Source organism: Nevskia sp., assembly GCF_051860985.1.
In the GTDB taxonomy this organism is placed as follows: domain Bacteria; phylum Pseudomonadota; class Gammaproteobacteria; order Nevskiales; family Nevskiaceae; genus Nevskia.
Genome location: NZ_JBIMKV010000007.1, coordinates 20,314 through 44,991 on the forward strand (window position 1 = coordinate 20,314; position 24,678 = coordinate 44,991).

Annotated in this window: 22 protein-coding genes; 18 read left to right on the top strand and 4 right to left on the bottom strand. The window is 67.7% G+C overall.

The window, feature by feature from the left end; all coding sequences use genetic code 11:
* Positions 1 to 113: 113 nt before the first annotated feature.
* Genes ACTIGJ_RS08615 through ACTIGJ_RS08640 form a run of 6 tightly spaced genes read left to right on the top strand, consistent with a single transcriptional unit; the run spans position 114 to position 7,691 of the window.
* The gene (locus tag ACTIGJ_RS08615; protein ID WP_439639892.1) at positions 114 to 971 is read left to right on the top strand and encodes an alpha/beta fold hydrolase; all 858 of its coding nucleotides are present in this window, start codon (positions 114 to 116) and stop codon (positions 969 to 971) included.
* Positions 968 to 2,827, top strand: a complete 1,860-nt coding sequence (locus ACTIGJ_RS08620; protein WP_439639893.1) for a 1-acyl-sn-glycerol-3-phosphate acyltransferase — start codon at positions 968 to 970, stop codon at positions 2,825 to 2,827. Before ACTIGJ_RS08615 ends, ACTIGJ_RS08620 begins: the two co-directional genes overlap by 4 nt.
* Entirely contained in the window at positions 2,824 to 4,275 is a 1,452-nt protein-coding gene (locus tag ACTIGJ_RS08625) for an HAD-IB family hydrolase (protein WP_439639894.1), read from the top strand. Before ACTIGJ_RS08620 ends, ACTIGJ_RS08625 begins: the two co-directional genes overlap by 4 nt.
* Positions 4,272 to 5,279: an NAD(P)H-dependent glycerol-3-phosphate dehydrogenase gene (locus ACTIGJ_RS08630; protein WP_439639895.1), complete on the top strand. Its 1,008-nt coding sequence runs from the start codon at positions 4,272 to 4,274 to the stop codon at positions 5,277 to 5,279. Before ACTIGJ_RS08625 ends, ACTIGJ_RS08630 begins: the two co-directional genes overlap by 4 nt.
* Before the next feature lie 37 nt (positions 5,280 to 5,316).
* Positions 5,317 to 6,852, top strand: coding sequence for a wax ester/triacylglycerol synthase family O-acyltransferase (locus ACTIGJ_RS08635; RefSeq protein ID WP_439639896.1), 1,536 nt, complete (start codon positions 5,317 to 5,319; stop codon positions 6,850 to 6,852).
* Entirely contained in the window at positions 6,849 to 7,691 is an 843-nt protein-coding gene (locus tag ACTIGJ_RS08640) for an alpha/beta hydrolase (protein ID WP_439639897.1), read from the top strand. The genes ACTIGJ_RS08635 and ACTIGJ_RS08640 overlap by 4 nt, the downstream gene beginning before the upstream one ends.
* Before the next feature lie 20 nt (positions 7,692 to 7,711).
* On the opposite strand, the gene ACTIGJ_RS08645 is transcribed toward ACTIGJ_RS08640, so the two are convergent.
* Complete coding sequence (locus ACTIGJ_RS08645; RefSeq protein ID WP_439639898.1) at positions 7,712 to 8,620, bottom strand: helix-turn-helix domain-containing protein; 909 nt, start codon at positions 8,618 to 8,620, stop codon at positions 7,712 to 7,714.
* A 142-nt stretch (positions 8,621 to 8,762) separates the two neighbouring features.
* On the opposite strand from ACTIGJ_RS08645, the gene ACTIGJ_RS08650 reads away from it, so the two are divergent.
* From ACTIGJ_RS08650 to ACTIGJ_RS08660, 3 genes are read left to right on the top strand one after another with little or no spacing between them, the layout of a single operon-like run.
* Positions 8,763 to 9,536, top strand: coding sequence for a hypothetical protein (locus ACTIGJ_RS08650; RefSeq protein ID WP_439639899.1), 774 nt, complete (start codon positions 8,763 to 8,765; stop codon positions 9,534 to 9,536).
* 18 nt (positions 9,537 to 9,554) lie between these two features.
* On the top strand, positions 9,555 to 10,139 hold the full coding sequence (locus tag ACTIGJ_RS08655) for a cytochrome c oxidase subunit 3 (RefSeq protein WP_439639900.1): 585 nt from the start codon (positions 9,555 to 9,557) through the stop codon (positions 10,137 to 10,139).
* An 8-nt stretch (positions 10,140 to 10,147) separates the two neighbouring features.
* Complete coding sequence (locus ACTIGJ_RS08660) at positions 10,148 to 10,423, top strand: cytochrome C oxidase subunit IV family protein (RefSeq protein ID WP_439639901.1); 276 nt, start codon at positions 10,148 to 10,150, stop codon at positions 10,421 to 10,423.
* 22 nt (positions 10,424 to 10,445) lie between these two features.
* Here the strand turns inward: ACTIGJ_RS08660 and ACTIGJ_RS08665 are convergent, their stop codons facing one another.
* Both ACTIGJ_RS08665 and ACTIGJ_RS08670 read right to left on the bottom strand, forming a co-directional pair.
* On the bottom strand, positions 10,446 to 12,647 hold the full coding sequence (locus tag ACTIGJ_RS08665) for a molybdopterin-dependent oxidoreductase (RefSeq protein WP_439639902.1): 2,202 nt from the start codon (positions 12,645 to 12,647) through the stop codon (positions 10,446 to 10,448).
* 158 nt (positions 12,648 to 12,805) lie between these two features.
* Entirely contained in the window at positions 12,806 to 13,699 is an 894-nt protein-coding gene (locus ACTIGJ_RS08670) for an SDR family oxidoreductase (protein WP_439639903.1), read from the bottom strand.
* A gap of 122 nt (positions 13,700 to 13,821) precedes the next feature.
* Here ACTIGJ_RS08670 and ACTIGJ_RS08675 point away from each other — a divergent pair, with 122 nt between their 5' ends.
* On the top strand, positions 13,822 to 14,490 hold the full coding sequence (locus ACTIGJ_RS08675; RefSeq protein ID WP_439639904.1) for a TetR/AcrR family transcriptional regulator: 669 nt from the start codon (positions 13,822 to 13,824) through the stop codon (positions 14,488 to 14,490).
* Positions 14,491 to 14,550: 60 nt separating this feature from the next.
* The gene (locus ACTIGJ_RS08680) at positions 14,551 to 15,201 is read left to right on the top strand and encodes a TetR/AcrR family transcriptional regulator (RefSeq protein ID WP_439639905.1); all 651 of its coding nucleotides are present in this window, start codon (positions 14,551 to 14,553) and stop codon (positions 15,199 to 15,201) included.
* Positions 15,202 to 15,316: 115 nt separating this feature from the next.
* Here the strand turns inward: ACTIGJ_RS08680 and ACTIGJ_RS08685 are convergent, their stop codons facing one another.
* Positions 15,317 to 16,435, bottom strand: coding sequence for an alkane 1-monooxygenase (locus ACTIGJ_RS08685; RefSeq protein WP_439639906.1), 1,119 nt, complete (start codon positions 16,433 to 16,435; stop codon positions 15,317 to 15,319).
* A gap of 320 nt (positions 16,436 to 16,755) precedes the next feature.
* On the opposite strand from ACTIGJ_RS08685, the gene ACTIGJ_RS08690 reads away from it, so the two are divergent.
* The 7 genes from ACTIGJ_RS08690 (at position 16,756) to ACTIGJ_RS08720 (ending at position 24,601) form a co-directional block, all read left to right on the top strand.
* Positions 16,756 to 17,730, top strand: a complete 975-nt coding sequence (locus ACTIGJ_RS08690; protein ID WP_439639907.1) for an NAD(P)H-dependent flavin oxidoreductase — start codon at positions 16,756 to 16,758, stop codon at positions 17,728 to 17,730.
* 37 nt (positions 17,731 to 17,767) lie between these two features.
* On the top strand, positions 17,768 to 18,913 hold the full coding sequence (locus ACTIGJ_RS08695; protein WP_439639908.1) for an acyl-CoA dehydrogenase family protein: 1,146 nt from the start codon (positions 17,768 to 17,770) through the stop codon (positions 18,911 to 18,913).
* Between the two features lie 102 nt (positions 18,914 to 19,015).
* The gene (locus ACTIGJ_RS08700) at positions 19,016 to 19,471 is read left to right on the top strand and encodes a MaoC family dehydratase (protein ID WP_439639909.1); all 456 of its coding nucleotides are present in this window, start codon (positions 19,016 to 19,018) and stop codon (positions 19,469 to 19,471) included.
* 64 nt (positions 19,472 to 19,535) lie between these two features.
* Entirely contained in the window at positions 19,536 to 20,702 is a 1,167-nt protein-coding gene (locus ACTIGJ_RS08705; RefSeq protein ID WP_439639910.1) for an acyl-CoA dehydrogenase family protein, read from the top strand.
* Between the two features lie 110 nt (positions 20,703 to 20,812).
* Positions 20,813 to 22,021, top strand: a complete 1,209-nt coding sequence (locus ACTIGJ_RS08710) for an acyl-CoA dehydrogenase family protein (protein ID WP_439639911.1) — start codon at positions 20,813 to 20,815, stop codon at positions 22,019 to 22,021.
* 151 nt (positions 22,022 to 22,172) lie between these two features.
* Positions 22,173 to 22,961: an enoyl-CoA hydratase/isomerase family protein gene (locus ACTIGJ_RS08715; RefSeq protein ID WP_439639912.1), complete on the top strand. Its 789-nt coding sequence runs from the start codon at positions 22,173 to 22,175 to the stop codon at positions 22,959 to 22,961.
* Positions 22,962 to 23,035: 74 nt separating this feature from the next.
* Positions 23,036 to 24,601, top strand: a complete 1,566-nt coding sequence (locus ACTIGJ_RS08720) for a long-chain-fatty-acid--CoA ligase (protein WP_439639913.1) — start codon at positions 23,036 to 23,038, stop codon at positions 24,599 to 24,601.
* Positions 24,602 to 24,678: the final 77 nt, after the last annotated feature.

Below are 24,678 nucleotides of genomic sequence, written 5' to 3' on the forward strand. Positions count from 1 at the left end.
ACCTTAGTACGGGGATACTGCGGCGCTCGTGCGGTAAACCGGATTACAGGACTGGCGCCTGCACCCGCAAGGGCAGGACGACCGGCAGGCAACGACACGGTGCAGGGGAAAACGTGAACGCCATCAGGGCAGTGGGAGATGCGCATGAAGGCGGCAGCGGCTCGCCGCTGGTGCTGCTGCATGGTCTCGGTGGTACCTGGCACATCTGGAAGCCGGTGCTGCCGCTGCTGGAGCGGCGCCATCGGGTGATCGCGCCGACGCTGCCCGGCCATCCCGGCGGGCCACCGATTCCCGAAGGCGTGACGCCGACCGTCGAGGTGCTGGCCGATCTGCTGATCGCCGACCTGAAGGCGCGCGGCATCACCCGCGCCCATGTCGCCGGCAATTCGCTCGGCGGCTGGCTGTCGCTGGAACTGGCGCGGCGCGGCTTCGCGCAGTCGGTCACCGCGCTGTCGCCGGCCGGCGGCTGGCAGACGCAGAAGGATTACCAGGCGATCGCCAAGTCGTTCCGCATCATCTACGCGCTGCTGCCGCTGCTGATCGTGCTGTTCTCGTGGCTGCTGGTGTTCGGCGTGATTCGCCGGGCGCTCAACAATCAGGCCATGGAGCACGGTGACCGCGTGCCGCCGGATGAAAGCCGGCGCGCCATGCGCTCGATGCGCGACACCCGGATGCTGCCGGCGCTGCTCGACAGCATGCAGTCGGTCGGCGGCATCAAGCCGTTCAAGGTCGACCCGCCGCTGGTGCGCATCGCTTGGTGCGAGCACGACCAGGTGATTCCGTACCGGCGTTACGGGGCTTCGCTGACCACCACCGTGCAGGGCGCCGAAGGGCTGACCGTGACCGGCTGCGGTCACGTGCCGATGTATGACGATCCCGAGCAGGTGGCGGCGGTGATTCTCGCCACCACCACGCGCGCCGAAAGCGCACAGGCCACTCCGGCGGGCGACGCAGCGGAGCGCTGCTCATGACGCTCGATGACCTCAACCCGGTGCTGGCGGCGACGCTGATCCAGCGCCGCCAGGTGGCCCGCAAGGTGGCGCGGTCGCCGCGCTTCGTCGAACAGATCGACAAGCTGGCCCGGCAGCTGCAGCTGCCGGTCGGGCAGGTCGCCGCCGAGGCGCTGAGGGGCCTCGAGGAAATCGTCACCGTGCAGAGCCCGGCGTTCGCGGCGATGTTCGACTACGGCCTCGGCCCGCTGCACACGCGGGCCTGGACGGTCGATGCCGATCCCGGCGAACTGGCGCGGCTGAAGGCGCTGAACCGCGATCACGCCCTGGTCTACCTGCCGACCCACCGCTCCTACGCCGACGCCTTCATCCTGTCGCGGCTGCTGCGCGACAACGGCCTGAAGCGCAACCACATCCTGGGCGGCAACAACCTCGGCTTCTGGCCGCTCGGCACCATCATCCGGCGTTCCGGCGGCATCCTGATCCGGCGCAGCTTCCAGGACGACGAAATCTACAAGCTGGTGGTTCGCGAATACCTGGCCTGGCTTGCGTCGCAGCGCCTGAACCTGGAGTGGTACATGGAAGGCGGCCGCAGCCGCACCGGCAAGCTGCGGCCGCCGAAGTACGGCCTGCTGAGCTACCTGGTCGCCGCGATCGAGAGCGGCGGCGCCGACGACATGCTGCTGGTGCCGGTGTCGACCACCTACGACCAGATGCACGAGGTCGGCGTCATGGCCGCCGAGGAAGCGGGTGCGGCCAAGGCGAAGGAGAACCTGCTGTGGCTCGCCGGCTACGCGCGCACCCAGCAGAAGCGCATCGGCAACGCCTACGTGCGTTTCGGCGAGCCGCTGAGCCTGAAGGAAGCGCTGGCCCGCGCCGATGCCGATGGCCCGGGCAAGTGGACGGTCGCCAAGATCGCCTTCGAGGTCTTCCAGCGCATCAACCGGGCGACGCCGGTCACCGCCAACGCGCTGGTGACGCTGGCGCTGCTCGGCGTCAAGGATCGGGCGCTGACCCTGGCCGAAGTCCACGAACTGGTGCTGCCGTTGCTCGACTACGCCGACGCCCGGGGCCTGCCGAACTCGCACCTCGACGATCTGCGCAGCCGCGACGGCGTGGCGGAGACGCTCGGCAACCTCAACGCGGGCGGCGTGGTCAGCCGCTACGACGGCGGCACCGAGGCGGTTTATGCCATCGAGCCCGGCCAGCACTCGGTGGCGGCGTTCTACCGCAACAGCGCGGTGCACTGGTTCATCAACCGGGCGATCTTCGAAGTGGCGCTGCTCGATACCTCGACCGAAGAGCTGACCGGGCCGCTGGAACGCGCCTGGCAGTCGGCGTTCGCGCTGCGCGACCTGCTGAAGTTCGATTTCTTCTTCAGCGACAAGGCCAGCTACCGCGAGGAGCAGAAGGCCGAGTCGCGGCTGTTCGACGCCAAGTTCCGCCAGCGAGCGGTGACCGCCGAGGGCCGCCGCGCGCTGCTGCTCGGCGCACCGTTCCTGATCGCTCACCGGGTGCTGACGCCGTTCATCGAGGCCTACTTCATCGTCGCCGACCGGCTCGCCGCGCAGCCGGTCGACACCGCGATCGACAAGAAGAAGCTGACCGAGGAATGCGTCAAGGTCGGTCGCCAGTACGTGCTGCAGAAACGGCTCAGCAGCCCGGAATGCGTGTCGCGCGAAGTGTTCGGCAACGCCCTGTCGCTGGCCGCCAACCGCGACCTGCTGAAGCCGGGCGCGCCGAACCTCGCCGAGCGCCGCCGCGCCTTTGCCGACGAACTCGCCTCCGTCGTCGAACGACTTGCCGCCATCGACACGCTGGACCAGGCGCGCCACGCCGCCGCACACGCCGTCACTCCGGATCCGATCAGCGCATGACCAGGGCCAACCCCATCCTCGAACAGCAGCTGCAGCGGATCGCCGACGGCCCGTCGGGGCCGAAGATCGGCGCCTTCTTCGATTACGACGGCACGCTGATCGACGGCTACTCGGCCGCCGCCTATTTCGTCGATCGCATCAAGCGCGGCGACATGGCCACGAAGGAGATCGTCGAGACGTTGAAGCTCAGCCGCAAGGGCGATCTGAGCGACGAGGAATTCTTCGAGGTGATCGCCAACGGCATCCTCGACTGGGCGGGCGAGAGCGAGGCCGACCTGCGCGCGCTGTGGCGGCGCCTGTGGCTGGAAAAGACCGCGACGACCCTGTTCCCGGAATCCTGGAAGCTGATCGACGCTCATCAGAAGAAGGGCCACACGGTGGCCATCGCCTCGTCGGCCACGCTGTACCAGATCGAGCCGCTGGCCGAGGAGTACGGCATCGAGCACATCGTCTGCACGCGGGCGCTGATCCGCAACGGCAAGCTCACCGGCGGCCTCGACGGCCTGCCGGCCTGGGGCGAAGGCAAGGCGGCGGGCGTGCGGGCCTTCGCCAAGGCGAAGGGCGTGAACCTGAAGGCGAGCTACGGCTACGCCAACGGCAACGAGGACATCGCCTTCCTGAAGGCCGTCGGCATTCCGAGCGCGATCCAGCCGAAGCCGCAGCTGGAACAGGTGGCGCGCGAATCCGGCTGGCCGATCCTGCGCTTCCCGCGCCGTTCGCGCGGCCCGGTCAAGGCGATGGCGCGCACTGTCGGCGCCTATGCGGCGATGGGCGCGAGCTTCGTCGCCGGGCTGGGGCTGGAACGGCTGACCGGCGACAGCCGTGCCGCCGCCGATTTCATCACCGCCACCGCCAGCGACGCGGCGATGGCGGTGCTCGGCGTGACCATCGAGGTGATCGGCGAACAGCACCTGCAGGCGCACCGGCCCTGCGTGTTCATCATCAACCACCAGTCGAAGTTCGACATGTTCGTGATGATGAACATCGTCCGCCGCAGCTTCAGCGGCGTGGCCAAGGCGGAAGCCGCCAAGGTGCCGGGCTTCGGCCGCTACATGAAGATGGCCGGCGTGGCGTTCCTGGATCGCGCCGATACCCAGAAGTCGATCGATGCGCTGAAGCCGGCGGTCGATCGCATCAAGGCGGGGCTGAGCATGTGCATCGCGCCGGAAGGCACACGTTCGTGGACGCCGAAGGTCGGCAAGTTCAAGAAGGGCGCCTTCCACATGGCGATGCAGGCCGGCGTGCCGATCGTGCCGGTGGTGATCCGCAACGCCGGGGAGATCATGGGCCGCAACGACCAGACGATGCGCGCCGGCACCGTGCAGGTGGCGGTGCTGCCGCCGATCGATGTCCGCGGCTGGCACCACGAGGAGCTCGACATGCGGATCGCCGAGGTGCGGCAGCAGTACATCGACACGCTGGACCACTGGCCGGCGGGCGGCGCATGAGCCGCCGCATCCGCATCGCCGTGCTCGGCGCCGGTTCCTGGGGCACCACGGTGGCTTCGCTGGCCTCGCGCAACACGCAAACCACTTTGTGGGCGCGCGATCCGGCGACCGCCGACGAGATCAACCGCGAGCACCGCAACACCCGTTACCTCAAGGATCTGCCGCTGTGCTCGCGGCTGCTGGCGACCGCCTCGATGGCCGAAGCGGTGCGCGACTGCGACGTGCTGGTGGTCGGCGTGCCCTCGCACAGCTTCCGCGATACCCTGCGCGCGGTATCGCCGCTGCTGCGACCCTGGGTGCCGGTGATCAGCCTGGCCAAGGGCCTGGAGCAGGGCAGCCACAGCCGGATGACCGAGATCATCCAGCAGGAACTGCCGGGCCATCCGGCCGGCCTGCTGGCCGGGCCGAACATCGCCCGCGAGGTGCTGCAGGGTTACGCCGCCGCCGCCGTGCTGGCGATGACCGACGAGAACGTCGCCAAGGCGCTGCAGCCGTTGTTCAGCAGCGCCGTGTTCCGCGTCTACACCAACCGCGACGTGATCGGCTGCGAACTCGGCGGGCCGCTGAAGAACGTGATCGCCATCTCCGCCGGCATGGCCGAGGGCCTGAGCGTCGGCGAGAACACCCGGGCGATGGTCATCACCCGCGGCCTGTCGGAGATCACCCGCCTGGGCGTGGCGCTCGGCGGCTGCGCCGAAACTTTCGCCGGGCTGACCGGCCTCGGCGATCTGCTGACCACCTGCATGAGCCCGCTGTCGCGCAACCGGCAGGTCGGCGTGCAGTTCGCCGCCGGCAAGACCACGGCGGAGATCGTCGCCTCGATGAACATGGTCGCCGAAGGCATCAAGACGTCCAGCGTGGTCATGGAACTGGCGGCCCAGCACGGCGTGGTGATGCCGATCGCCGCCGAGGTCGCGGCGGTGGTCAAGGGCGAGCACGGCGCGGTGCAGGCCTTCCGGGGGCTGCGCAAGCTGGCGGCCGGTGCCGAAGACAGCGCCGGCTGAACCTGCAACCCACGATGTCAATCACGAGCCGAACACGATGAGCAAGGCGAACAGGCAAACCGACCCGCTGCTGGACGAGCTGCGCCACTGGGGCGGGCCGGACGAGATGAGCGCCTTCGAGGCGGTGATGTGGCTGGCCGAGGTCGATCCCCGGCTGCGTTCGACGATCGTCTCGATCATGGTCTTCGACAGCACGCCGGACTGGGCGCGGCTGCAGGCCGAGTTCCGCTGGCTGGTCGCGGCGGTGCGCCGCTTCCGGCAGAAGGTGGTGGTGCCGGCGCGCATCGGCAACCCGACCTGGGTCGAGGACCCGGATTTCGATTTCGACTACCACCTGCGCCGCCAGCAGTTGCCGGCGCCGGGCAGCGAGCGGCAGATGTTCGATGCCGCCGCGCTGATCGCGATGGCGCCGTTCGATCGCGCCCGGCCGCCCTGGGAAGCGACCCTGCTCGAAGGGCTGGACGGCGGCCGTGCGGCGCTGGTGCTGAAGATGCACCACGCGGCCACCGATGGCCTCGGCATCGTCCAGCTGCTGCAGCGGATCTTCCACAAGGACCGCGAGGCGCTGCCGCGCCCAGCGCCGGCCGTGCCGCGCGCGCGCCGGGCGGCCAGCGCCCGCCGCCTCGGCCTGAAGACGCTGCGCAGCCGGCTGGCGGCGCTGCCGGCGACCGCCGTCGGCACTGCCGGCGCGCTCGGTCGCAAGGCTTCGGCGCTGCTCAAGTATCCGGAGGACGTGCAGCAGACACTCGACTACCTCGCCTCAGCGCGGCGCATGCTGGGCATCAAGCCGGTGCCCGGTTCCGGGTTGTTCAAGCGCCGCAGCCTGTCCTGGCGGCTCGATGGCATCGAGCTGCCGCTGGCCGATTTCAAGGCGGCGTCGAAGGCCGCCGAAGCGTCGATCAACGACCTGTTCCTGGCCGGCCTGATCGGCGGCTTCCGCCGTTATCACGAGCGCCTCGGCGTGTCGCCCCGGCCGATGCCGATCGGCTTCCCGATCTCCTTGCGCACCGAAGCCGATGCGATGGGCGGCAACAAGTTCGCCGGCTCGCAGTACGCCGCGCCGATGGCCGAACGCGACCCGATCGCCCGCATCCGCCACATCCAGCAGTTCGTCCGCGACACCCGCGCCGAGCCGGCGCTGGACGTGATGATCCGGATGATGCCGGTGGTCACCCGGCTGCCGATCGGCGTGGTCACCAAGCTCACCGCCGATTTCACCACCGCGCAGGACGCGCAGATCAGCAACGTGCCGGGCATCCCGCATCCGGTCTACTTCGCCGGCGCCCGCGTCGTGCAGTACTGGCCGTACGCGCCGGTGCCGGGCTGCGGAATGATGATCGCGATGCTGTCGCACGACGGCCGCTGCTGCATCGGCATCAACAGCGACCGCGCCGCCGTCACCGAGCCGGAACTGCTGCTGGAATGCTTCCGCGAAGGGCTTGACGAGGTGCTGGCGCTGGGCCGTGTGGCGACCGCGCCGGACAGGCATCATCAGCCGCCGCCGGCCGCGCCGGCCGCCCCCAAGACCCGCAGCAAGAGCCGCAGCCAGACGACGAGAGCCGAGTCCCGATGAAACACAGCGAAGGTCATTTCGACGGCGTCAACAAGATTCGCATCCACTTCCAGACCTGGGCGCCGTCCGGCGCGCCGAAGGCGACGGTGGTGATCGCCCACGGCCTCGGCGAGCACGGCGGGCGCTACCGGGAAGTGGCGGCGCAGCTGGTTGGCCTCGGCTGCGTGGTGCACGCGATCGACCATCGCGGTCACGGCAAGTCCGACGGCGCGCGGACGCTGATCGACAAGTTCAGCAATGCCGTGGCCGATCTCGACACCCTGATCGACCGCGCCCGCCGGCTGCAGCCGGCGGTGCCGCTGTTCCTGCTCGGCCACAGCATGGGCGGCGCGCTGTCGCTGAGCTATGCGATCAAGCACGGCAGCAAGCTCGAAGGCCTGATCCTGTCCGGCCCGGCCGTGGCGCTGGACGGCGCGCCGCCGCTGCTCGGGGTGATCGCCAAGACGCTGGCCTCGTTCGCGCCGAAGCTCGGCATGTTCCAGGTCGACCCGAGCCTGGTCAGCCGCGACCCGGACGAGGTCGCCAAGTACGCCGGCGATCCGCTCAACGCGCACGGCAAGGTGCCGGTGCGGACGCTGGCGGAGATCGTGCGCTTCGTCGAGATCGTGCCGGCGATGCTGCCGGTGATCTCGGTGCCGACGCTGCTGCTGCACGGCAGCGACGACAAGCTGGCGGGCGTTGCCGGCAGCCGCATGGTGTTCGAACGGATTTCCTCGCCGGACAAGACCCTGAAGGTCTACGACGGTCTGTACCACGAGATCTTCAACGAACTGCCCGCCGATCGCGCGCGGGTGTTCAAGGACCTGACCGACTGGCTGCAGCCGCGTCTGGCGGCCTGAGCGGCCGCGCTACCGCGCGCTCAGCGCCGCGCGCGGTAGCGCGCCGGCGTGCAGCCCACGGCTTTGCGGAAGCTGGCCGTGAAGTGCGACTGGCTGGACCAGCCGGTTTCCTGCGCGATCGACGCCAGGTCGAGCCCGGTTTCGTCCAGCAGCTGCCGGGCTGCGTCGATGCGCCGCAGGTTCAGCGCCTGATGGGCTGACAGCCCGGTGGCCTGTCGGAAGCTGCGCGTGAAGCTGGTGCGGCTGAGGCCGGTACAGCGGGCCAGTTCGTCCAGGCGCAGCGGCCGGCCGAGCTGCGCATCGATCTGCGCGAACAGCGCGCCCAGCGTGGTCCGCCCGATCCGGGTGGCGGCATCGCAGCTCGGAAGCGCGGCCGCCTCGGCCGGCTGCCGCCACTGCGCGAGGTGGCAGAGCATGGCGTCGACCACCTTGACCACGTAGTCCGGCCGCAGGCGCGAGCCGGCGCGGACCGTGCGCAGCAGCGCCTCGAAGCTGGCGCTGACATAAGGATCGCGGAAGGCGAAGCGGGGCAGCCACGGCAGATCGCCTGCGGCCGGGACCGGGGTCGACATTTCCGCCGCCAGCGAACGCGGCACATGCAGCGACACGAGGCTGATGCTGCCTTCGGTACGAAACGCGGCGCTGCGGCCCGGCGGCAGGATGGTCAGCAGGCCGGGTGCCGAGCGGCTGCGGCTGAGGCCCTGGTCGGTCACCGCGCGGACCTGGCGCGAGCCGCCCAGGTGCAAGGCCACGATCAGCTCGTCGGATTCGGGCAGCTCGAAGCCATCCATCCGGGGCGTCTTCCAGCCATAGATGCCGACATGGCCGGCTCGGGTATCGGCCGGCGCCGCTTCTTCGACCACGTCCGGCGGCACGCGGAACGCCGACGAGAACGCCGCCGCCGACTGCAGGGTGTATCCGTCGCCCATGGGCTTGTCTCCACGACACCGAATGCGGGCCGATCTTGACATGAAAGCGGGCCGATTCTGGTAGATCGCGGGCCGTGGATCGGAACAATCGGCAGACCAGAACCGCTGCCATCGGGGCAGCCGGACGTGCAGGAGCAGCACCATGTCTACGAGTCCCAATCCCATCGACTACGGCACCTGGAAGATGCTGGCCTGGACCGGGCCGGTGTTCTTCATCGGCTTCTTCGTCATGTGGGGCCTGATGGCCGACAACTTCCCGCCGATGGCGGCCTCGACCAGTGCGCAGGACATGTGGCAGCACTACAAGGACCTGCAGACCGAGATCATGATCGGCATGTCGGTGTGCATGGTGCTCGGCTCCTGCTACATGACCTTCGGCGCGGCGGTGTCGCGGGTGATGCGCCGCATCGAGGGCCAGGACGGCATGCTGGCCAACGTCGAAATGATGGGCGCGACCATCACCTACTGCCCGATCGTCGTCGCCTGCGGCATCTGGCTGACCTGTGCGATGCAGATCGACCGCCTGTCCCCGGACGCGGTGCAGACGATGTACTACCTCGCCTGGATGATCATCGACCTCGCCTACATGGTGACCAGCTGGCAGATCATCGCGGCCGCCATCGTGTTCCTGCGCGACAAGCGCGAGAAGAAGCTGGTGCCGGCCTGGGTCAGCTGGTGGGGTTTCGTCACCGTCGCCTCGTTCTTCCCGGTCAGCCTGATCCCGTTCTTCAAGACCGGCCCGTTCGCGTTTCACGGCCTGTTCAATTTCTGGATCGCCTTCCCGACCTGGTACGTCTGGATTGTTTCGATGTCGATCTTCATCATTAAGGCCGTCAACAGGATCGAGATCGAAGATGGTGCAGCGCAGCCGAAGGAACACCCCGTGCGTGGCGCGGCGGCGATCGCCTCGCGCTGAGCGGCGCCGCGCCTGACCGTGGCCGCCGTTCGCGGAGGCGCCGAAGCCGCCCGACGCCTTCCCGGTGTGGAAGGCGTCTGGGTGTTCATCGCCGCCGACATGTGCTTCTTTGCGCTGCTGTTCGTGTCGTTCATGCTCGGCCGGCAGGAAGCGACGCCGGTCTTCGAGGCGTCGCGGCAGACGCTGGACATCAACTTCGGCGGCATCAACACGCTGATCCTGCTGACCAGCTCCTGGTGCGTGGTGCTGGCGGTGGAAGCGGTCAAGCGCGATGCGTTGGCGCGGGTGCCGCATCTGATCGCCGGCGCCTTCCTGCTCGGCGTGGCGTTCATGGTGTCCAAGGCGCTGGAGTACGGCGGCAAGATCAAGGCCGGCATCTCGATGCTGACCAATGATTTCTACATGTACTACTACACGCTGACCGGGCTGCACCTGCTGCACGTGTTCGCCGGCAACATCCTGCTGATCGTGCTGTGGAAGCAGGCCCGGGCACGGCGCTTCAGTCGCGGCAACTGTGTGGTGCTGGAATGCGGCGCCAGCTACTGGCACATGGTCGATCTGCTGTGGATCGTGCTGTTTCCGCTGCTGTACCTGCTGCGCTGAGCGTGGCCATGATCCGTCAGTCCACGACAACCCTTGTCTGGCTGTTCCTGATGGCGGCGACCATCGCCACCACCTGGTGGCTGTCCAAGGACGGCTTCTCGGCGCGCGTCGGCACCGTGGCGATCTTCGCGATCGCCGCCTTCAAGGTGCGTCTGGTGCTGCTCCACTTCATGGAGCTGAAGCAGGCGCCACGGCCGTGGCGACTGATCTTCGAAGCCTGGGTGCTGCTGGCGACGGCGGCGATCGTCGGCATCTACCTGTCGACGCCGCCGCTGGCGGCCTGATTCCCGCGCGCTGCTGCGGCCCTCAGCTGGCCGCCGCCAGTGCCACGTTGCGCCGGGCCACCCGCACCCGCAGGCCGTTCAGCACCGCGTTGCCGGACGGCAGGTCGATTTCGGTCGCGGCATTGGAGGTCAGATCGTTGTAGCGGCCGCCGCCGATCGCCACCGCGCGCCGCCAGCCGCCGGCATGGCCCCAGCTGTGCGGCAGCGCCACGGTGCCGGGCATCATCTCGTCGCTGACGGTGACCGGCACCGTGATCTCGCCCCACGGCGAGGTGATCGCCGCCTCGTCGCCATCCTGCAGCGCCAGCGCCCGCGCATCGTCCGGATGCACGCGCAGGTGCGGCCGGCGGTCGCCGGGCGTCAGCTTCGGCACGTTGTGCAGCCAGCTGTTCTGCGAGCGCAGTTCGCGGATCGACACCAGCTGCAGCGGGTAGGCCGGGTCATGGCTTGCCGGGCGGGCAACCAGACGCGCCATCTCGGCCGTCATCAGCGGCTGCCGCAACGGAATCAGGCCGCCGGGATGGTGCACGCGCTGACGGCTGACGCCGACCGCCGGTGCATCGGCCAGGGCCACGCCGCTGGTCCGCTCGAACAGCCGCCGGCGGCTGATGCCGGCTTTCAGGCCGAAACGGTCGCCGGCGCTGCCGAGGCGCATGAACAGGTCGACGGCGGTGGCGGGCGTCAGGCGGATGCCAAGCTTGCCCAGCCACTGCGCGGCGCGCGAAGCCGACGGCACCAGGCCGATGCGCTTGCAGATCTCGTCGATGATCCACCAGTCGTCACGCGCTTCGCCGCGCGGCGCCACGCTGGCCGGCGTCCACTGCGCGTACGGCACGGCGGCGTGCATCTGGCTGAAGATCGGCATGCCGTCGCGCTCCAGCCACAAGGTCGGCGGCAGGATGTAGTGGGCGCGCTGGCTGGTTTCGGTGATGTAGGGATCGAGCGAGATCAGCAGGTCCAGTTCGTCCAGCGCGGCCCCGACATCGCCCGACGCGCAGGACGTGGTGGCGATGTTGCCGGAGGCGATCAGCAGCGCCCGCAGCTGGCCCTTGCCCGGCGTGCGGATCTCGCGCGGCAGGGTGGCCAGCGGCGAGGTGCCCATCACCTCCGGAATGCCGTCGACGCGCGTGCGCCAGCGGTCGTAGCCGTTGATGCCGAACAGCCGGGTGAAGCCCTCGGTGTCGAGCATCGGCTGGCCGAACACCATGCCGCCGCGCTTGTCGAGGTTGCCGGTGACGATGTTCAGCAGGTTGATCAGGTAGTTGGTCAGGGTCGAGAACGGCCCCAGCGAGGCGCCGCAGCGGCCGTACAGCGCCGCCGCCGGCGCGGCGGCGAACGCGCGCGCCAGCGCCTGCACCTCGGCCCAGGCGATGCCGGTTTCGGCCGCCACCCGGTCGCCGCTGACGGCGGCCAGCAGCGCCGGCAGCGCGTCGGCGTCGCGGGTCTGCCGATGCAGCGCGGCGGTATCTGCCAGGCCTTCGTCGAGGATCGTCTTCAGCATGCCGGCCAGCAGCCAGGGATCGCCGTCCGGGCGCATCGGCTGCCATTCGAACTGGGCGGCGGTCTCGGAGCGGCGCGGGTCGATCACCACTACTCTGCCGCCGCGTTCGACGATGGCCGCCATCTGCTCCTTGACCCGGCCGGCGGTCATCATGCTGCCGTGGGTGACCACCGGATTGGCACCGAGCACGATCAGGAATTGCGTGTGGGCGATGTCCGGGAACGGTGTCACCAGGTTGTGGCCGTAGAGCAGTTCGCCGACCACCCAGTAGTTGTTGATGTCGACCGACGAGGCCGTGTACAGGTGCTTGGTCTTCAGCGCGGCGGCCATGCCCAGCAGCCACATGAAGGCGCCGTAGTTCCAGCCATTCGGATTGCCGAGGTGGACGCCGATCGACTCCCGGCCGTGACGCCGGATGATGCCGCGCAGCCGGGCGCCGATGTCATCGAGCGCCGCATCCCAGCTGACCGGCACGAAGCCGCCATCGGCCTGCCGCTGCAGCGGCTGCAGCACGCGGTCGGGGTCGTCGCGCACGGCGCCGAATGCCGCACCCTTCGGGCACAGGAAGCCCTTCGAGTTCGGGTGGTCGACGTCGCCGCGGATCTTCAGCACCGCGTCGCCCTGCACAGTGACGACGATGCCGCAGGCGGCCTCGCAGATGCCGCAGAAGGTTTTCCGTTCGACGGTCGCGGGGCTCGCGGTGCTGGCGTGCAAGGCGTTCATGTGCGCTCCTCGATGGCGTGCCCGTGCGCCTGTTCTGGTCTGTGCTGCTGCCGGGCGTGGCGGTTCGCGGCTGTTGCCGCAACAGCGACTCTACAAGCGAAAAAGCCGCCTGGCACGGTGTGCGAGGCGGCTGGTCGGCGGACCGGGCTGGCCTGACGTCAGACCGAGCGCTGGGCCTTGCTGGCTTGGGTCGCGGCCTGCGCCGCTTCCCTGATCTTGGCCCAGGCCGCATCGTCGAGCTTGTTCAGACCGGCGAAGGTCGAGGGCGCTGCCAGGTGATGGCCGCCGTCGATGCAGATGGTTTCGCCGGTGATGTAGTCGGCGCCATCGCTCATCAGCAGGGTCATCAGGTTGCCCAGCTCCTCGATCCGGCCGTAGCGGCCGGCCGGCACTTCGTCGGCCTGCGTCGCGCCGACGGCGGCGTCGCCGGTCGGCGACAGCATCTGCCAGGCGTACTCGGTCGGGAACGGGCCCGGCGCCACGGCGTTCAGGCGGATGCCGTACTTCGCCCACTCCACGGCCAGCGACATGGTCATCGCATTGATCGCTGCCTTGGCCATCGCGCTCGGCACGACATAGGCCGAGCCGGTCCAGATCCAGGTCACCAGCGTGGAGACCACCGAGCCCGGCAGGCCCTGCGCGATCCAGCGCTTGGCCACCGCGTGGGTGGTGAAGAAGCCGCCGTTCATGACCGTCGAGGTGATGGCCTCGAAGCCGCGCGGCGACAGGTCCTTGGTCGGGGCGATGAAGTTGGCGGCGGCGTTGTTGACCAGGCCGGTCAGCGGGCCGAACTTCTCGAAGATCTCGCCGACGGCGGCATCGACCAGCTCGGCCTTGCGGATGTCGACGGTCTGCACGAAGGCGCGCGGACTGGCGTGTTCGGCATTGATCTCGGCGGCAGCGGCCTCCAGCACGTCCAGCCGGCGACCCCAGAGATGCACGGTCGCGCCGTGCGCCGCGAAATGCTTCGCCATGCCCTTGCCGAGACCGGTGCCGCCGCCGGTGACGAGGATGCGTTTGCCGGCCAGTGCATCCGACGAATAAAGCGCCATGTTCAGTTCCTGCGGGTGGGGTTAATTAATATGGCACCATACGATATTTGCGGCGATGCTTCAATGTGCCACCCCTGCAACGGGTGCTGCGACGAAGCCGCGCGATGCCGCATGATCACGCCATGACGGCCGCTCCCCCACCGCTCGACAGCCAGGCCCTTGCGGGCGCGCAACGCCGTACCCGTGGCCGGCCGACGCGGGAGGAAGGCGAGGCCTTGCGCAAGGCCATCCTCGACGCCGCGCTGTCGGTGTTCATCGCCCGCGGCTTCGAGGCCGCCAGCATGGCGGGCATCGCCCGCGCGGCCGGCGTCGCCAAGATCACGCTGTACCGGCATTACGAAAGCAAGGAGCAGCTGTTCGTCGAGGTGGCGCGGCGCGCCCAGCTCGGCGTCCGCGAACGGCTGGGAACGGTGGCCGATGCCGGCGTGCCGCTGGAAGCCGCATTGCGGCAGATCATCAGCAAGCTCTACGACGGCTACACGCATCCGGAGTACCTGGCGGTGATGCGGATGGTGATCGCCGAAGCCGGCCGCTTCCCGAAGCTGGGGCGGGCGATGCTCGACGATTCCGCGCAGGTGTCGGCACCGCTGGTGGCCTACCTGCAGCGGCTCAAGGATGCCGGGCAGGTGGATCTCGATTCGCCGTACGACGCGGCGGCGCAGATTTCCGGGCTGGCCAGCGGCGCCGGCCGCTATGTGCTGCTGACGCCCGGACGGCATCCGGCAAGCCGGCGTCGCTGGGTGGAATCGCTGGTCACGCTGTTCACCCGGGCCTGGCGCAAGACGGCCTGAAGCAGGCTGCGGACGCTACACTCGCGCTGTCTGTCCGTTCGCCCCCTGACGAAAAGCCGAATGCTGCCGATTGCACCCCGCCCCACGCGCCGCACCCGTTCCAAGCATGGCGGCAAGAAGCCGACCATCGAGGAGCGCCTGCTGGCGGCGATGGAGCGGATGCTGGAGCAGGGCCAGCGCTATGTGTCGTTGTCGGTCGAGGAGCTGGCCGCCGAGGCCGGCATGTCGCGCGGCACCTTCTATTCGCATTTTCGCGACAAGAACGAGCTGATCGCCCGGCTGATGGCGCTGATCACCGACGAAATCGTCGACAGCGCCGGCAACTGGCTGGGCCCCGATCCCGGTGGCCAGCGGCCAAGGCGCGAGGAAATGCAGACGACCATGGTCGGCGTCAGCCGCACGTTCCGGAAGCATCGGGCGATCCTGTCGGCGTTTGCCGACAGCGCCCGCCAGGACGATGCGCTCGGCCAGCAGTTCCAGAAGATGATGGACACCATCTGCGGCCGTTGCCGGGCCGCGATCTCGGCCGTCAACCGCAGCGGCGGCTGCCGGCCCGGCACCGGCGATGACGTGGCCGATGCACTGTCCTGGTTCGTCGTCACTTACCTCGGCCGCTTCAGCCCCTTGCGCGAGGGCGAAGCGCTGGAACGGCTGATCAAGGCGGTGGCCGACATCTGCGCCAGCGCGATCTTCGCCGACGAGAAATCCTGACGCCCGGAAAGCAGCCTGCGTGCTGCAGCGCCAGGACATCCGGCGGGCATGAATGAAAAAGGCGGCGTCCCGAAGGACGCCGCCTTTTCCACATCAGGCCCGGATCAGTTCCGGATCAGACGCCGACCGTTGCCGCGCGGCCGACTTCGGCGCCCGGCTCGTTCTGCCAGTCCGGCCAGCCGGCCTTGCGGTTCTGCTCGGCGGCAAGCGCGCGTTCCTCGCGGGTCGCGAACTCCAGGTCCCAGCGCTTCAGCGCCGGCTTGATGATCACGTTGTGCCAGAGCGGCGGCACCAGTGCGGCGAGGAAGCAGACGAACACGCTCGGCATGGTGATCGCTTCCTTGTGCGGCACCAGCTTGTAGTAGACCTGATACGAGTTCAGGTGATGGTCGGCGTGGTTGGTGATCTCGAACGCCATCACGCGGCTGAACCAGCCGAGGTGGTTCCACAGGTGGCGGCGGCCGATCGGCGCACCCTTCAGACGGACCACGCCGTAATGCTGGAAGTAGTTGAACGACTCGACCCAGAAGCGGGCGATGATCTGGCCGCCGAAGGCCACCAGATTGGCCAGCGGGCCGCCGATCAGGAAGATCGCGCCGTGGAACAGCGCCAGCGCCAGCAGCGCGCGCCACAGGCGGTGGCTGATGCCGTACGGCGCCTTGCCCTTCTTGCGCAGCGCATTGGCTTCCATGTTCATCGCGTACTGCGTCGATTCCAGGAACGCATTCCAGGTGAACGAGTACAGGTTGGTGCCGCGGGCGGCCGTGTCGCCGTCGTCCGGCGTGGCGACGTCGATGTGATGGCCGACGACGTGGCCGATGTCGCGCGTGCAGTCGAGGATGCACAGATGCGAGTAGCGACCAACCGTGCGCGGCAGCGCGCCGCGCATGTGGTACAGCTCATGTGCCGCCGGCACCAGCGGGATCACGCCCATCCAGGCAAGGCTCAGCACCGAGCCGACCAGTTGCATCGTGCTCAGATCGCCCTGGGCGACGCGCCAGGCCATCGCGAAGTAGAGGCTGACCGGGCCGATCGCGCACAGCCAGATCGGGATGTTGGCCAGCGTCGCGTTGCTCATCTTGCGGACGCTGTAGTCGCGGCCGACCAGCGTGTCGAGCACGGCCAGTACCGGGAACGACAGGATGCCGATCCACACGGCATCGCCGCCGACAACGAAGCCGTAGAACGCGGCGGCGACGACGCCGACCGGGATCCAATATTTCAAGTAGTCCATCGTGATCGCCTCCTCAGGCTGCTGTTTGTCCGTGTTGCGGCTGCATGGAGCGTTCGAGGCCTTGCATGCAGGTTCGAATGGGGCGCGGTGTCGATGCTGCGGGTGCGAAACGCACTGCACAACAAAATTAAACACCGTGTTCAGTTTCGATACTAGCAGGGCGTTCTTGGGCCCTGTCAACGGAGATCGTATGGTAGGCGACGAACGGCAGGGGATCGCCCCAGGGAAACGGCGAGCGCCGGCTTTAGTTACGGGGTTGGCCTTTTCCGCCGTGCCGTGACGACTTACGGTGCGGGCCGCCACTGGAACCCGAGTTCGCCATGTCCCCTGCCACCCCGACCACCGCCAGCCGCCTGCGCCAGCCGCTGAAGCTGCCGGTGATCGTCGCACCGATGTTCCTCGTCTCCACGCCGAAGCTGTTGCTGGAATCCTGCAAGGCCGGCCTGATCGGCTCGCTGCCGACCCAGAACGCCCGCACCACGGCCCAGCTCCGCCAATGGTTCGACGAGATCCGCGATGAACTGGCCGCCTTCCGTGCGGCGGGTCACACGCCCGGCGGCTGGGCGGCGAGCGTGCTGGTGCACAACAGCTATGACCGCTTTCCGGAAGAGCTGGAAATGCTGCAGGAGTATCGGCCGGACATCGTCGTCACCGCGCTCGGCAGCCCGAAGCGGGTGCTCGACCAGGTGCACGGCTACGGCGGCGCGGTGTTCGCCGATGTGATGTCGCTGGAACATGCGCGCAAGGCGGCTGATGCCGGCGCCGACGGCCTGGTGCTGGTCTGCCACGGCGCTGGCGGCCACACCGGCGCCAACAGCGCGTTCGCGTTCGTATCCGAGGTGCGCCGCTTCTTCAACGGCACGATCGTCGTCGGCGGCGCGATCTCCGACGGCCGCGGCGTGCTCGCCGCCGAAGTGCTGGGCGCCGATCTCGTCTACATGGGCACGCGGTTCATCGCCTGCCCGGAAACCATGATCAACGACGATTACCGGCGGATGATGATCACCGCCAACATGGATGGGGTGGTCGCCACCAAATCGGTCACCGGCGTGCAGTGCAGCTGGCTCAAGGAAAGCCTGGTGGCCGCGGGTTTCGACGACACCCGCATCGCGTCGACCGCCAAGATCGACTTCAGCGATGTCCACGGCGAACTGAAGCCGTGGAAGAACATCTATGGCGCCGGCCAGGGTGTTGGACAGGTCGATCGCGCGGCGACCACGGCCGAAGTGGCGGCCCAGCTGATCGACGAATACCAGTCGGTAGCCGCCTCGTTCGCCACCCGCTTCCGCGCCTGAGCGCCCTGAACCGCTTCCCACCTGACCGAGAACGCCCATGCTGCCCGCCCGCGCCGTCTATACCGAAGAGCACGAAATGTTCCGCGACGCCGTTCGCGGCTTCATCAGGACCGAGCTGACGCCGCATTTCGCCCGCTGGGAGGAACAGGGCATCGTCGACCGCTGGATGTGGGACAAGGCCGGCGCGGCCGGCCTGCTGTGCCCGCAGGTCGGCGAGGCCTACGGCGGCGTCGGCGGCACGTTCCGCCACAACGCCATCGTCGTCGAGGAGCTGGCCTACGCCGGCATGGCCGGTCCGCAGACCGACCTGTCGGTCCACAACGATGTCTGCGCCGGCTACCTGCTGAGCCTCGGCAGCGAAGCGCAGAAGCAGAAATGGCTGACCGGCATGGTCAGCGGCAAGACCGTCTGCGCCATCGCCATGACCGAGCCGGGCACTGGCAGCGACCTGCAGGGCATCAAGACCCGGGCCGAGCGTGACGGCGATCATTTCCGGATCAACGGCTCGAAGACCTTCATCTCCAACGGCCAGCATTCGGACATCGTCATCGTCGTCGCCCGCACCTCCGACGCGCCGGGCTCGAAAGGCATGAGCCTGATCGTTGTCGAGGCCGACCGGCCCGGCTTCCGTCGCGGTCGCAATCTGGACAAGCTCGGTCACCTGTCGTCCGACACCTCGGAGCTGTTCTTTGACGACGTACGGGTCCCGGTCGACAACCTGCTCGGTGCCGAAGGCACCGGCTTCGCGAGCCTGATGAACGAACTGCCGCAGGAGCGGCTGACGCTCGCGGTGTCGTCGCTCGCCGCCGCCCAGAAGGCGTTCGACATCACCCGCGACTACGTCAATAACCGCAAGGCGTTCGGCAAGTCGATCATGGATTTCCAGAACACCCGCTACAAGCTGGCCGACCTCAAGGCCGAGCTGTCGGTGGGCTGGGCGTTCGTCGACCAGTGCCTGGACAAGCACGATCGCCACGCGCTGACGTCCTCCGAGGCGTCGATCGCCAAGCTGTGGTGCACCGAGATGCACGGCCGCCTGGTCGATACCTGCCTGCAGTTCTTCGGCGGCTACGGCTTCATGCGCGAGTACGAGATCTGCAAGCTGTACGCTGATGCCCGCGTGCAGCGCATCTACGGCGGCACCTCCGAAATCATGCGTGAACTGATCTCGCGAACGTTGTGATGCCGGGCGCGCCGGCCCTGTTGATCTGCTGGACGGTCGTGATAGTATGGCACCATACTAAATAACCACCGGCCATCGGCCGGCCTTTCCCGGGAGTCGGCAATGGCGGGTCTGTACTTCGAGCAGTTCACGGTCGGTCGGGTCATCGAGCACGAGATCCGCCGCACGGTCACCGAATCCGACAACGTCTGGTTCTGTGGCGCCACCTACAACCCGGCGCAGATCCACATCGACGCCGAGTACTGCAAGAACACCGAGTTCGGCCAGCCGCTGGTGAACTCGATCTTCACGCTGGGCCTGGTGATCGGCCTGTCGATCCAGGACACCACGCTCGGTACCACGGTGGCCAATCTCGGCATGACCGACACCCGCTTCCCGAAGCCGGTGTTCGCGGGCGACACCATCCGTTCGCGGACCACGGTGCTGGAAGTGCGCGAGTCCAAGTCGCGGCCGAACGCCGGCATCGTGACCTTCCTGCACGAAGGCCTGAACCAGCGCGGCGAAATCATCTGCACCACCCAGCGCCAGGCGCTGATGCTGCGCAAGCCGGCCGCCTGAGCGCCGCTGCTGCGCGCCCCCGTCGCTGGTCACCGAATTCTCAATCTCTCCGGAGTTTTTCCCGATGGACTTCTCGATCAATCCCGATCATCAGGCGATCCGTGACGGCGTGGGCGCCGTGGTTCGTTCGTTCGGCGATGAATACTGGCTGGCGCGCGACGAGGACGGCGAGTTCCCGCGCGAATTCCACAAGGCCATGGCCGACGGCGGCTGGCTGGGCCTGACGATGCCGGAGGAGTACGGCGGCTCGGGCCTCGGCGTCACCGAAGCAATGATCATGATGCATGAGATCGCCAGCCACGGCGGCGGCATGGCGGCGACCTCGTCGGTGCACATCAACCTGTTCGGGCCGCACCCGATCGTGGTGCACGGCACGCCTGAGCAGAAGGCCCGTTGGGTGCCGAGGCTGATCGCCGGCCAGGATCAGTGCTGCTTCGGCTTCACCGAGCCGGACGCCGGCCTGAACACCACGGCGATCAAGACCTTCGCAACCAAGGTCGACGGCGGTTACGTGGTGCGCGGCCAGAAGGTCTGGACCTCGACCGCCCAGGTCGCCAACAAGATCATGTTGTTGACGCGCACCACCCGGCTCGAGGACTGCAAGCGTCCGACCGACGGCATCACGATCTTCTACACCGACCTCGACCGCAGCAAGATCGAAGTCAAGAAGATTCCGAAGATGGGCCGCAAGGCCGTGGATTCCAACGCCATCTTCATCGACGACCTGTTCATCCCCGAATCCGACCGGATCGGCGAGGAAGGCAAGGGCTTCGGCTACATCCTGCACAGCTTGAATCCGGAGCGGGTGCTGATCGGCATCGAGGCGATCGGCATCGGTCAGGACGCGCTGCGTCGCGCGTCCAAGTACGCCCGCGAACGGGTCGTCTTCGGGCGCCCGATCGGCCAGAACCAGGGTATCCAGCATCCGCTGGCGGAAAAGTGGATGTACCTGGAAGCCGCCCAGCGGATGGTCGAGAAGGCGGCATGGCTGTACGACAACGGCCTGCCCTGTGGTGCCGAGGCGAACTCCGGCAAGTTCCTCGGCGCGCGCGCCGGCTACGACGCCTGCTTGCAGGCGGTGCTGACCTTCGGCGGCTTCGGTTACGCCAAGGAGTACCACGTCGAACGACTGCTGCGCGAAGTCACCGTGACCCGCATCGCGCCGATCACCGAGCAGCTGATCCTGTCGTTCATCGCCGAAAAGGTGCTGGACCAGCCCAAGTCGTACTGATCGGCGCCGCCATCGGGCACCGGCTGCTGGTCCGGTTGCCTGGCGACGCGGCTTTACAATAGTCGTACGGTACCCTACGATTACTCTCAGATTTCCATCGGGATCGGCCCATGTTCAAGCGCACCCTGTTTACCCACGAGCACGAACTGTTCCGCGATACGGTCCGCAAGTTCATCGAACGCGAGATCGCGCCGTACCACGCGCAGTGGGAACACGATGGCATCGTGCCGCGTGATCTCTGGCTCAAGGCGGGCGCGGCCGGCATGCTCTGCTGCACCGTTCCGGAGGAGTACGGCGGCCTCGGCCTCGATTACCTGTTCGACGTCGTCGTCTTCGAGGAAATGGCGCGCAGCGGCTTCACCGGCCCGGGCTTCCTGATCCACTGCGATCTGGTTGCCACCTACGTGAAATCGTTCGGCACCGAGGAGCAGAAGCAGCAGTGGCTGCCGAAGATGGTGTCCGGCGAAGCCATCGGCAGCCTCGGCATGACCGAGCCGCATGCCGGCTCGGATCTGAAGGCGATCCGCACCCGCGCCGTGCGCGACGGCGACGATTTCATCATTAATGGCCAGAAGGTGTTCATTTCCAATGGCCAGCTCTGCGACGTGCTGGTGCTGGCCACCAAGACCGACAGCGACGCCGGTTCCAAGGGTGTGACGCTGTTCCTGGTCGACACCAAGACGCCGGGCTTCAAGCGCGGCAAGAATCTCGAAAAGCTCGGCATGAAGGCGCAGGACACGTCCGAGCTGTTCTTCGAGGACATGCGCATTCCGGCCAGCTGCATGCTCGGCAAGGAAGGCGAAGGCTTCAAGCTGATGATGACCAAGCTGGCGCAGGAACGTCTGGCCCAGGCGATCCGTTCAGCTACGGTCGCCGAGACGCTGATCGAGATGACGGTCGATTACACCGCCAACCGCAAGGCCTTCGGCACCACCATCGGCGCGTTCCAGAACACCCAGTTCAAGCTCGCCGAGCTGCATACCGAGGCGACGATCGGCCGCGTGTTCACCGATCACTGCATCACCAAGTTCATGAACGGCGAGCTCGACGAGGTCGACGCCGCGATGGCGAAGATGTGGCTGTCGAACCTGCACTGCAAGTGCGCCGACGAGTGCCTGCAGCTGTTCGGCGGCTGGGGCTACATGTGGGAGTACCCGATCTCGCGCGCCTTCGCCGACTGCCGCATCGTCAAGATCGCTGGCGGTTCGATCGAAGTGATGAAGCTGATCATCGGCCGCTCGCTGTTCGGTCGTCAGCAGGGTCACGAAAAGGTCAAGGCGATCGACTCCGGCGCCGACCGGAAACGGCTGGCCGGTTGAGGCCAGTGCGGTGAAGGAACAGCCCGCCGACCGTCACCGGGGCGGGCTTTTGTTTGGATCACGACCGCGCCGCGTGCAGCGATGACGCACCGGCCGGTGGCGCCGCGCGGAACTTGAGGTTCCGCTGCCACGCCATGCCACGGAGTCGAACATGCAATACGAAACGCTGGAACTGACGGTGGAAGATGGCCTGGCGCGGCTGGTGCTGAACCAGCCGGCGCTCGGTAACCCGTTCAATGCGCAGATGTGCGCCGACATGGGCCGCGTCGGCTCCGAACTGCTGGGCCGTGGCGATGTCCGCGCCGTGCTGCTGTCGGCGCGCGGCAAGTTCTTCTCGGTCGGTGGCGACATCCGCATGTTCGCCGAACAGCTCGACACGCTGCCGACGCAGATCCTGGAGTGGACCTCGACCCTGCACATGGGGCTGGCCCGCATCAAGCGCCTCAACGCGCCGCTGATCGCCAGCGTCCACGGCATCTGCATGGGCGGCGGCGTAGCGCTGGTCGGCGCCTGCGACGTGGTCTACGCGGGCAAGAGCGCGCGCTTCGGCGCGGCCTACCCGCAGATCGGCTACTCCTGCGACGCCGGTGCCTCGTTTGCGCTGGCCTCGCGCATGGGCATCGCCCGCGCCCGCCGCTTCCTGCTGTTCAACGAAATGCTCACCGCTAACCAGTCGTTGACGGCCGGTCTTGCAGACTACGTCGTCGACGATGCCGCGCTGGCCGACACCGCCGAGCAGGCCGCCAGGCAGCTGGCGCTGGGGCCGACGCGCGCCTTCGGCGAGATTCGCCGCCTGATCGACAAGGCGTTGCGCACGCCGCTGGAATCGCAGCTGGAAGACGAGGCGCAGGCCTTGTCGGGCTGCGCGGCCAGCGCCGACGCCCGCGAGGGCATCACCGCGTTCGTCGAAAAACGAGCGCCGGATTTCAAGGGACGCTGAACCACAGGCCCACGGGCGTCATCGGGCTTGCGAGCAAGCAGCGCCATCATGCGGTAGCGAGGAGGAACGACACCATGTGGTTGTATGCCGACATCAAGACTCTCGCCGACATCCCCCGCCTGTACGGCAAGACCCGGCCGGAGAAGACTGCGCTGGTCGATGGCCGCGGCGCGATCAGCTTCGCCAGGCTGGACGAGCGCTCCAATCGCGTCGCCAACCTCATCCTCGGCCACGGCATTCCGGCGCGCTCGAACATCGGCTTTCTCGGCAAGAACTCGTCGCTGTATTTCGAGCTGCTGTTCGGCATCAACAAGGCCGGCAGCACGATGTCGCCGATGAACTGGCGGCTGGCGGCGCCGGAACTGGCGGCGGTGATCGCCGATGCCGAAGCGCCGCTGATGTTCGTCGACCGTGATCTGACGCCGCTGATCGAAGCCGTGCAGGCGATCAGCCCCCGGCCGTTCAAGGTCATCAGCCTGGATCCGCTCAATACCGACAGCGCGCTTGATCAGGCGCTGGCGGGCGTCTCGGACGTCGATCCGCGAATGCCGCTCGATGCCGAGCAGGCGGCGCTGCTGATCTACACCTCGGGCACCACCGGCAAGCCGAAGGGCGTGGAGCTGACCCATCGCGGCTTCCACTACATGCGGCTCTGCGAACATCTGGAGCCGGCGCTGCAGTGGCAGGACGACGACGTGATGATGATGGTGATGCCGAACTTCCATCTGGTCGGCAGTGGCCTGAGCATCCAGTCGCTGTACAACGGCGGCACGCTGTCGATCCTGCCGCAGCTCGATCCGGGCCAGCTGATCCAGGTGATCCAGCGCGATCGCCCGTCGATCGTCGCGCTGGTGCCGACCGCGATCCAGATGGTGCTCGATCATCCGGCCGCCAGCACCGCCGATTTCTCCAGCCTGCGGCTGGTGATGTACGCCGGCTCGCCGATCAGCTCTCACCTGCTGGCGCGCGCGCTGCGCGAGATGAAGTGCAAGTTCATGCAGTTCTACGGCGCCACCGAAAGCTCGGGCGCGATCTCGCTGCTGCGGCCGGAACAGCATGTGATCGACGACGAGGCCAAGCTCAAGTCCTGCGGCACGCCGCTGCCGCTGATCGACGTCAAGTTCGTCGACGCCAATGGTGACGAGGTGCCGGAAGGCGCGATCGGTGAACTGGTGGTCCGTTCGCCGTCGCTGTTCGGCGGTTACTGGAAGCAGCCGGACACCACGTCCGCCGTGCTCCAGGACGGCTGGTACAAGACCGGCGACGCCGGCCGCCGCGACGCCGAAGGCCTGCTGTACCTGGTCGACCGGGTCAAGGACATGATCGTCACCGGCGGCGAGAACGTCTATTCGGCCGAAGTCGAGCAGGTGCTGGCCAAGCATCCGGGCGTGCGGATGTGCGCCGTCATCGGCCTGCCGGATGAAAAATGGGGTGAGCGCGTGGTTGCCATGATCATGCCGAGCGACGGCCAGCGGCCGACGCAGGAGGAGATCATCGCCCATTGTCGTCAGCACATCGCCGGCTACAAGGTGCCGAAGGAAGTGCGGCTGGTGGACGCTTTCCCGATGACCGCGACCGGCAAGGTGCTGAAGCGCGTGGTGCGCGATGAGCTGGCGCGTGCCGCTGCGGGGAAATCCTGATTTCTGCCCGTTCGGGTGGCGCACCCTCGGAAGCGCGTTCCGTAATGTCGATGACCCGCTCGCATCAGGGGTCTGTT

What these genes read in the sequence shown, in the direction of transcription:
- ACTIGJ_RS08620 (WP_439639893.1), top strand. Translation starts at nt 968, where the DNA reads ATGACGCTCGATGACCTCAACCCGGTGCTGGCGGCGACGCTGATCCAG.
- ACTIGJ_RS08625 (WP_439639894.1), top strand. Translation starts at nt 2,824, where the DNA reads ATGACCAGGGCCAACCCCATCCTCGAACAGCAGCTGCAGCGGATCGCC.
- ACTIGJ_RS08630 (WP_439639895.1), top strand. Translation starts at nt 4,272, where the DNA reads ATGAGCCGCCGCATCCGCATCGCCGTGCTCGGCGCCGGTTCCTGGGGC.
- ACTIGJ_RS08635 (WP_439639896.1), top strand. Translation starts at nt 5,317, where the DNA reads ATGAGCAAGGCGAACAGGCAAACCGACCCGCTGCTGGACGAGCTGCGC.
- ACTIGJ_RS08640 (WP_439639897.1), top strand. Translation starts at nt 6,849, where the DNA reads ATGAAACACAGCGAAGGTCATTTCGACGGCGTCAACAAGATTCGCATC.
- ACTIGJ_RS08645 (WP_439639898.1), bottom strand. Translation starts at nt 8,620, where the DNA reads ATGGGCGACGGATACACCCTGCAGTCGGCGGCGGCGTTCTCGTCGGCG.
- ACTIGJ_RS08650 (WP_439639899.1), top strand. Translation starts at nt 8,763, where the DNA reads ATGTCTACGAGTCCCAATCCCATCGACTACGGCACCTGGAAGATGCTG.
- ACTIGJ_RS08660 (WP_439639901.1), top strand. Translation starts at nt 10,148, where the DNA reads ATGATCCGTCAGTCCACGACAACCCTTGTCTGGCTGTTCCTGATGGCG.
- ACTIGJ_RS08665 (WP_439639902.1), bottom strand. Translation starts at nt 12,647, where the DNA reads ATGAACGCCTTGCACGCCAGCACCGCGAGCCCCGCGACCGTCGAACGG.
- ACTIGJ_RS08670 (WP_439639903.1), bottom strand. Translation starts at nt 13,699, where the DNA reads ATGGCGCTTTATTCGTCGGATGCACTGGCCGGCAAACGCATCCTCGTC.
- ACTIGJ_RS08675 (WP_439639904.1), top strand. Translation starts at nt 13,822, where the DNA reads ATGACGGCCGCTCCCCCACCGCTCGACAGCCAGGCCCTTGCGGGCGCG.
- ACTIGJ_RS08680 (WP_439639905.1), top strand. Translation starts at nt 14,551, where the DNA reads ATGCTGCCGATTGCACCCCGCCCCACGCGCCGCACCCGTTCCAAGCAT.
- ACTIGJ_RS08685 (WP_439639906.1), bottom strand. Translation starts at nt 16,435, where the DNA reads ATGGACTACTTGAAATATTGGATCCCGGTCGGCGTCGTCGCCGCCGCG.
- ACTIGJ_RS08690 (WP_439639907.1), top strand. Translation starts at nt 16,756, where the DNA reads ATGTCCCCTGCCACCCCGACCACCGCCAGCCGCCTGCGCCAGCCGCTG.
- ACTIGJ_RS08695 (WP_439639908.1), top strand. Translation starts at nt 17,768, where the DNA reads ATGCTGCCCGCCCGCGCCGTCTATACCGAAGAGCACGAAATGTTCCGC.
- ACTIGJ_RS08700 (WP_439639909.1), top strand. Translation starts at nt 19,016, where the DNA reads ATGGCGGGTCTGTACTTCGAGCAGTTCACGGTCGGTCGGGTCATCGAG.
- ACTIGJ_RS08705 (WP_439639910.1), top strand. Translation starts at nt 19,536, where the DNA reads ATGGACTTCTCGATCAATCCCGATCATCAGGCGATCCGTGACGGCGTG.
- ACTIGJ_RS08710 (WP_439639911.1), top strand. Translation starts at nt 20,813, where the DNA reads ATGTTCAAGCGCACCCTGTTTACCCACGAGCACGAACTGTTCCGCGAT.
- ACTIGJ_RS08715 (WP_439639912.1), top strand. Translation starts at nt 22,173, where the DNA reads ATGCAATACGAAACGCTGGAACTGACGGTGGAAGATGGCCTGGCGCGG.
- ACTIGJ_RS08720 (WP_439639913.1), top strand. Translation starts at nt 23,036, where the DNA reads ATGTGGTTGTATGCCGACATCAAGACTCTCGCCGACATCCCCCGCCTG.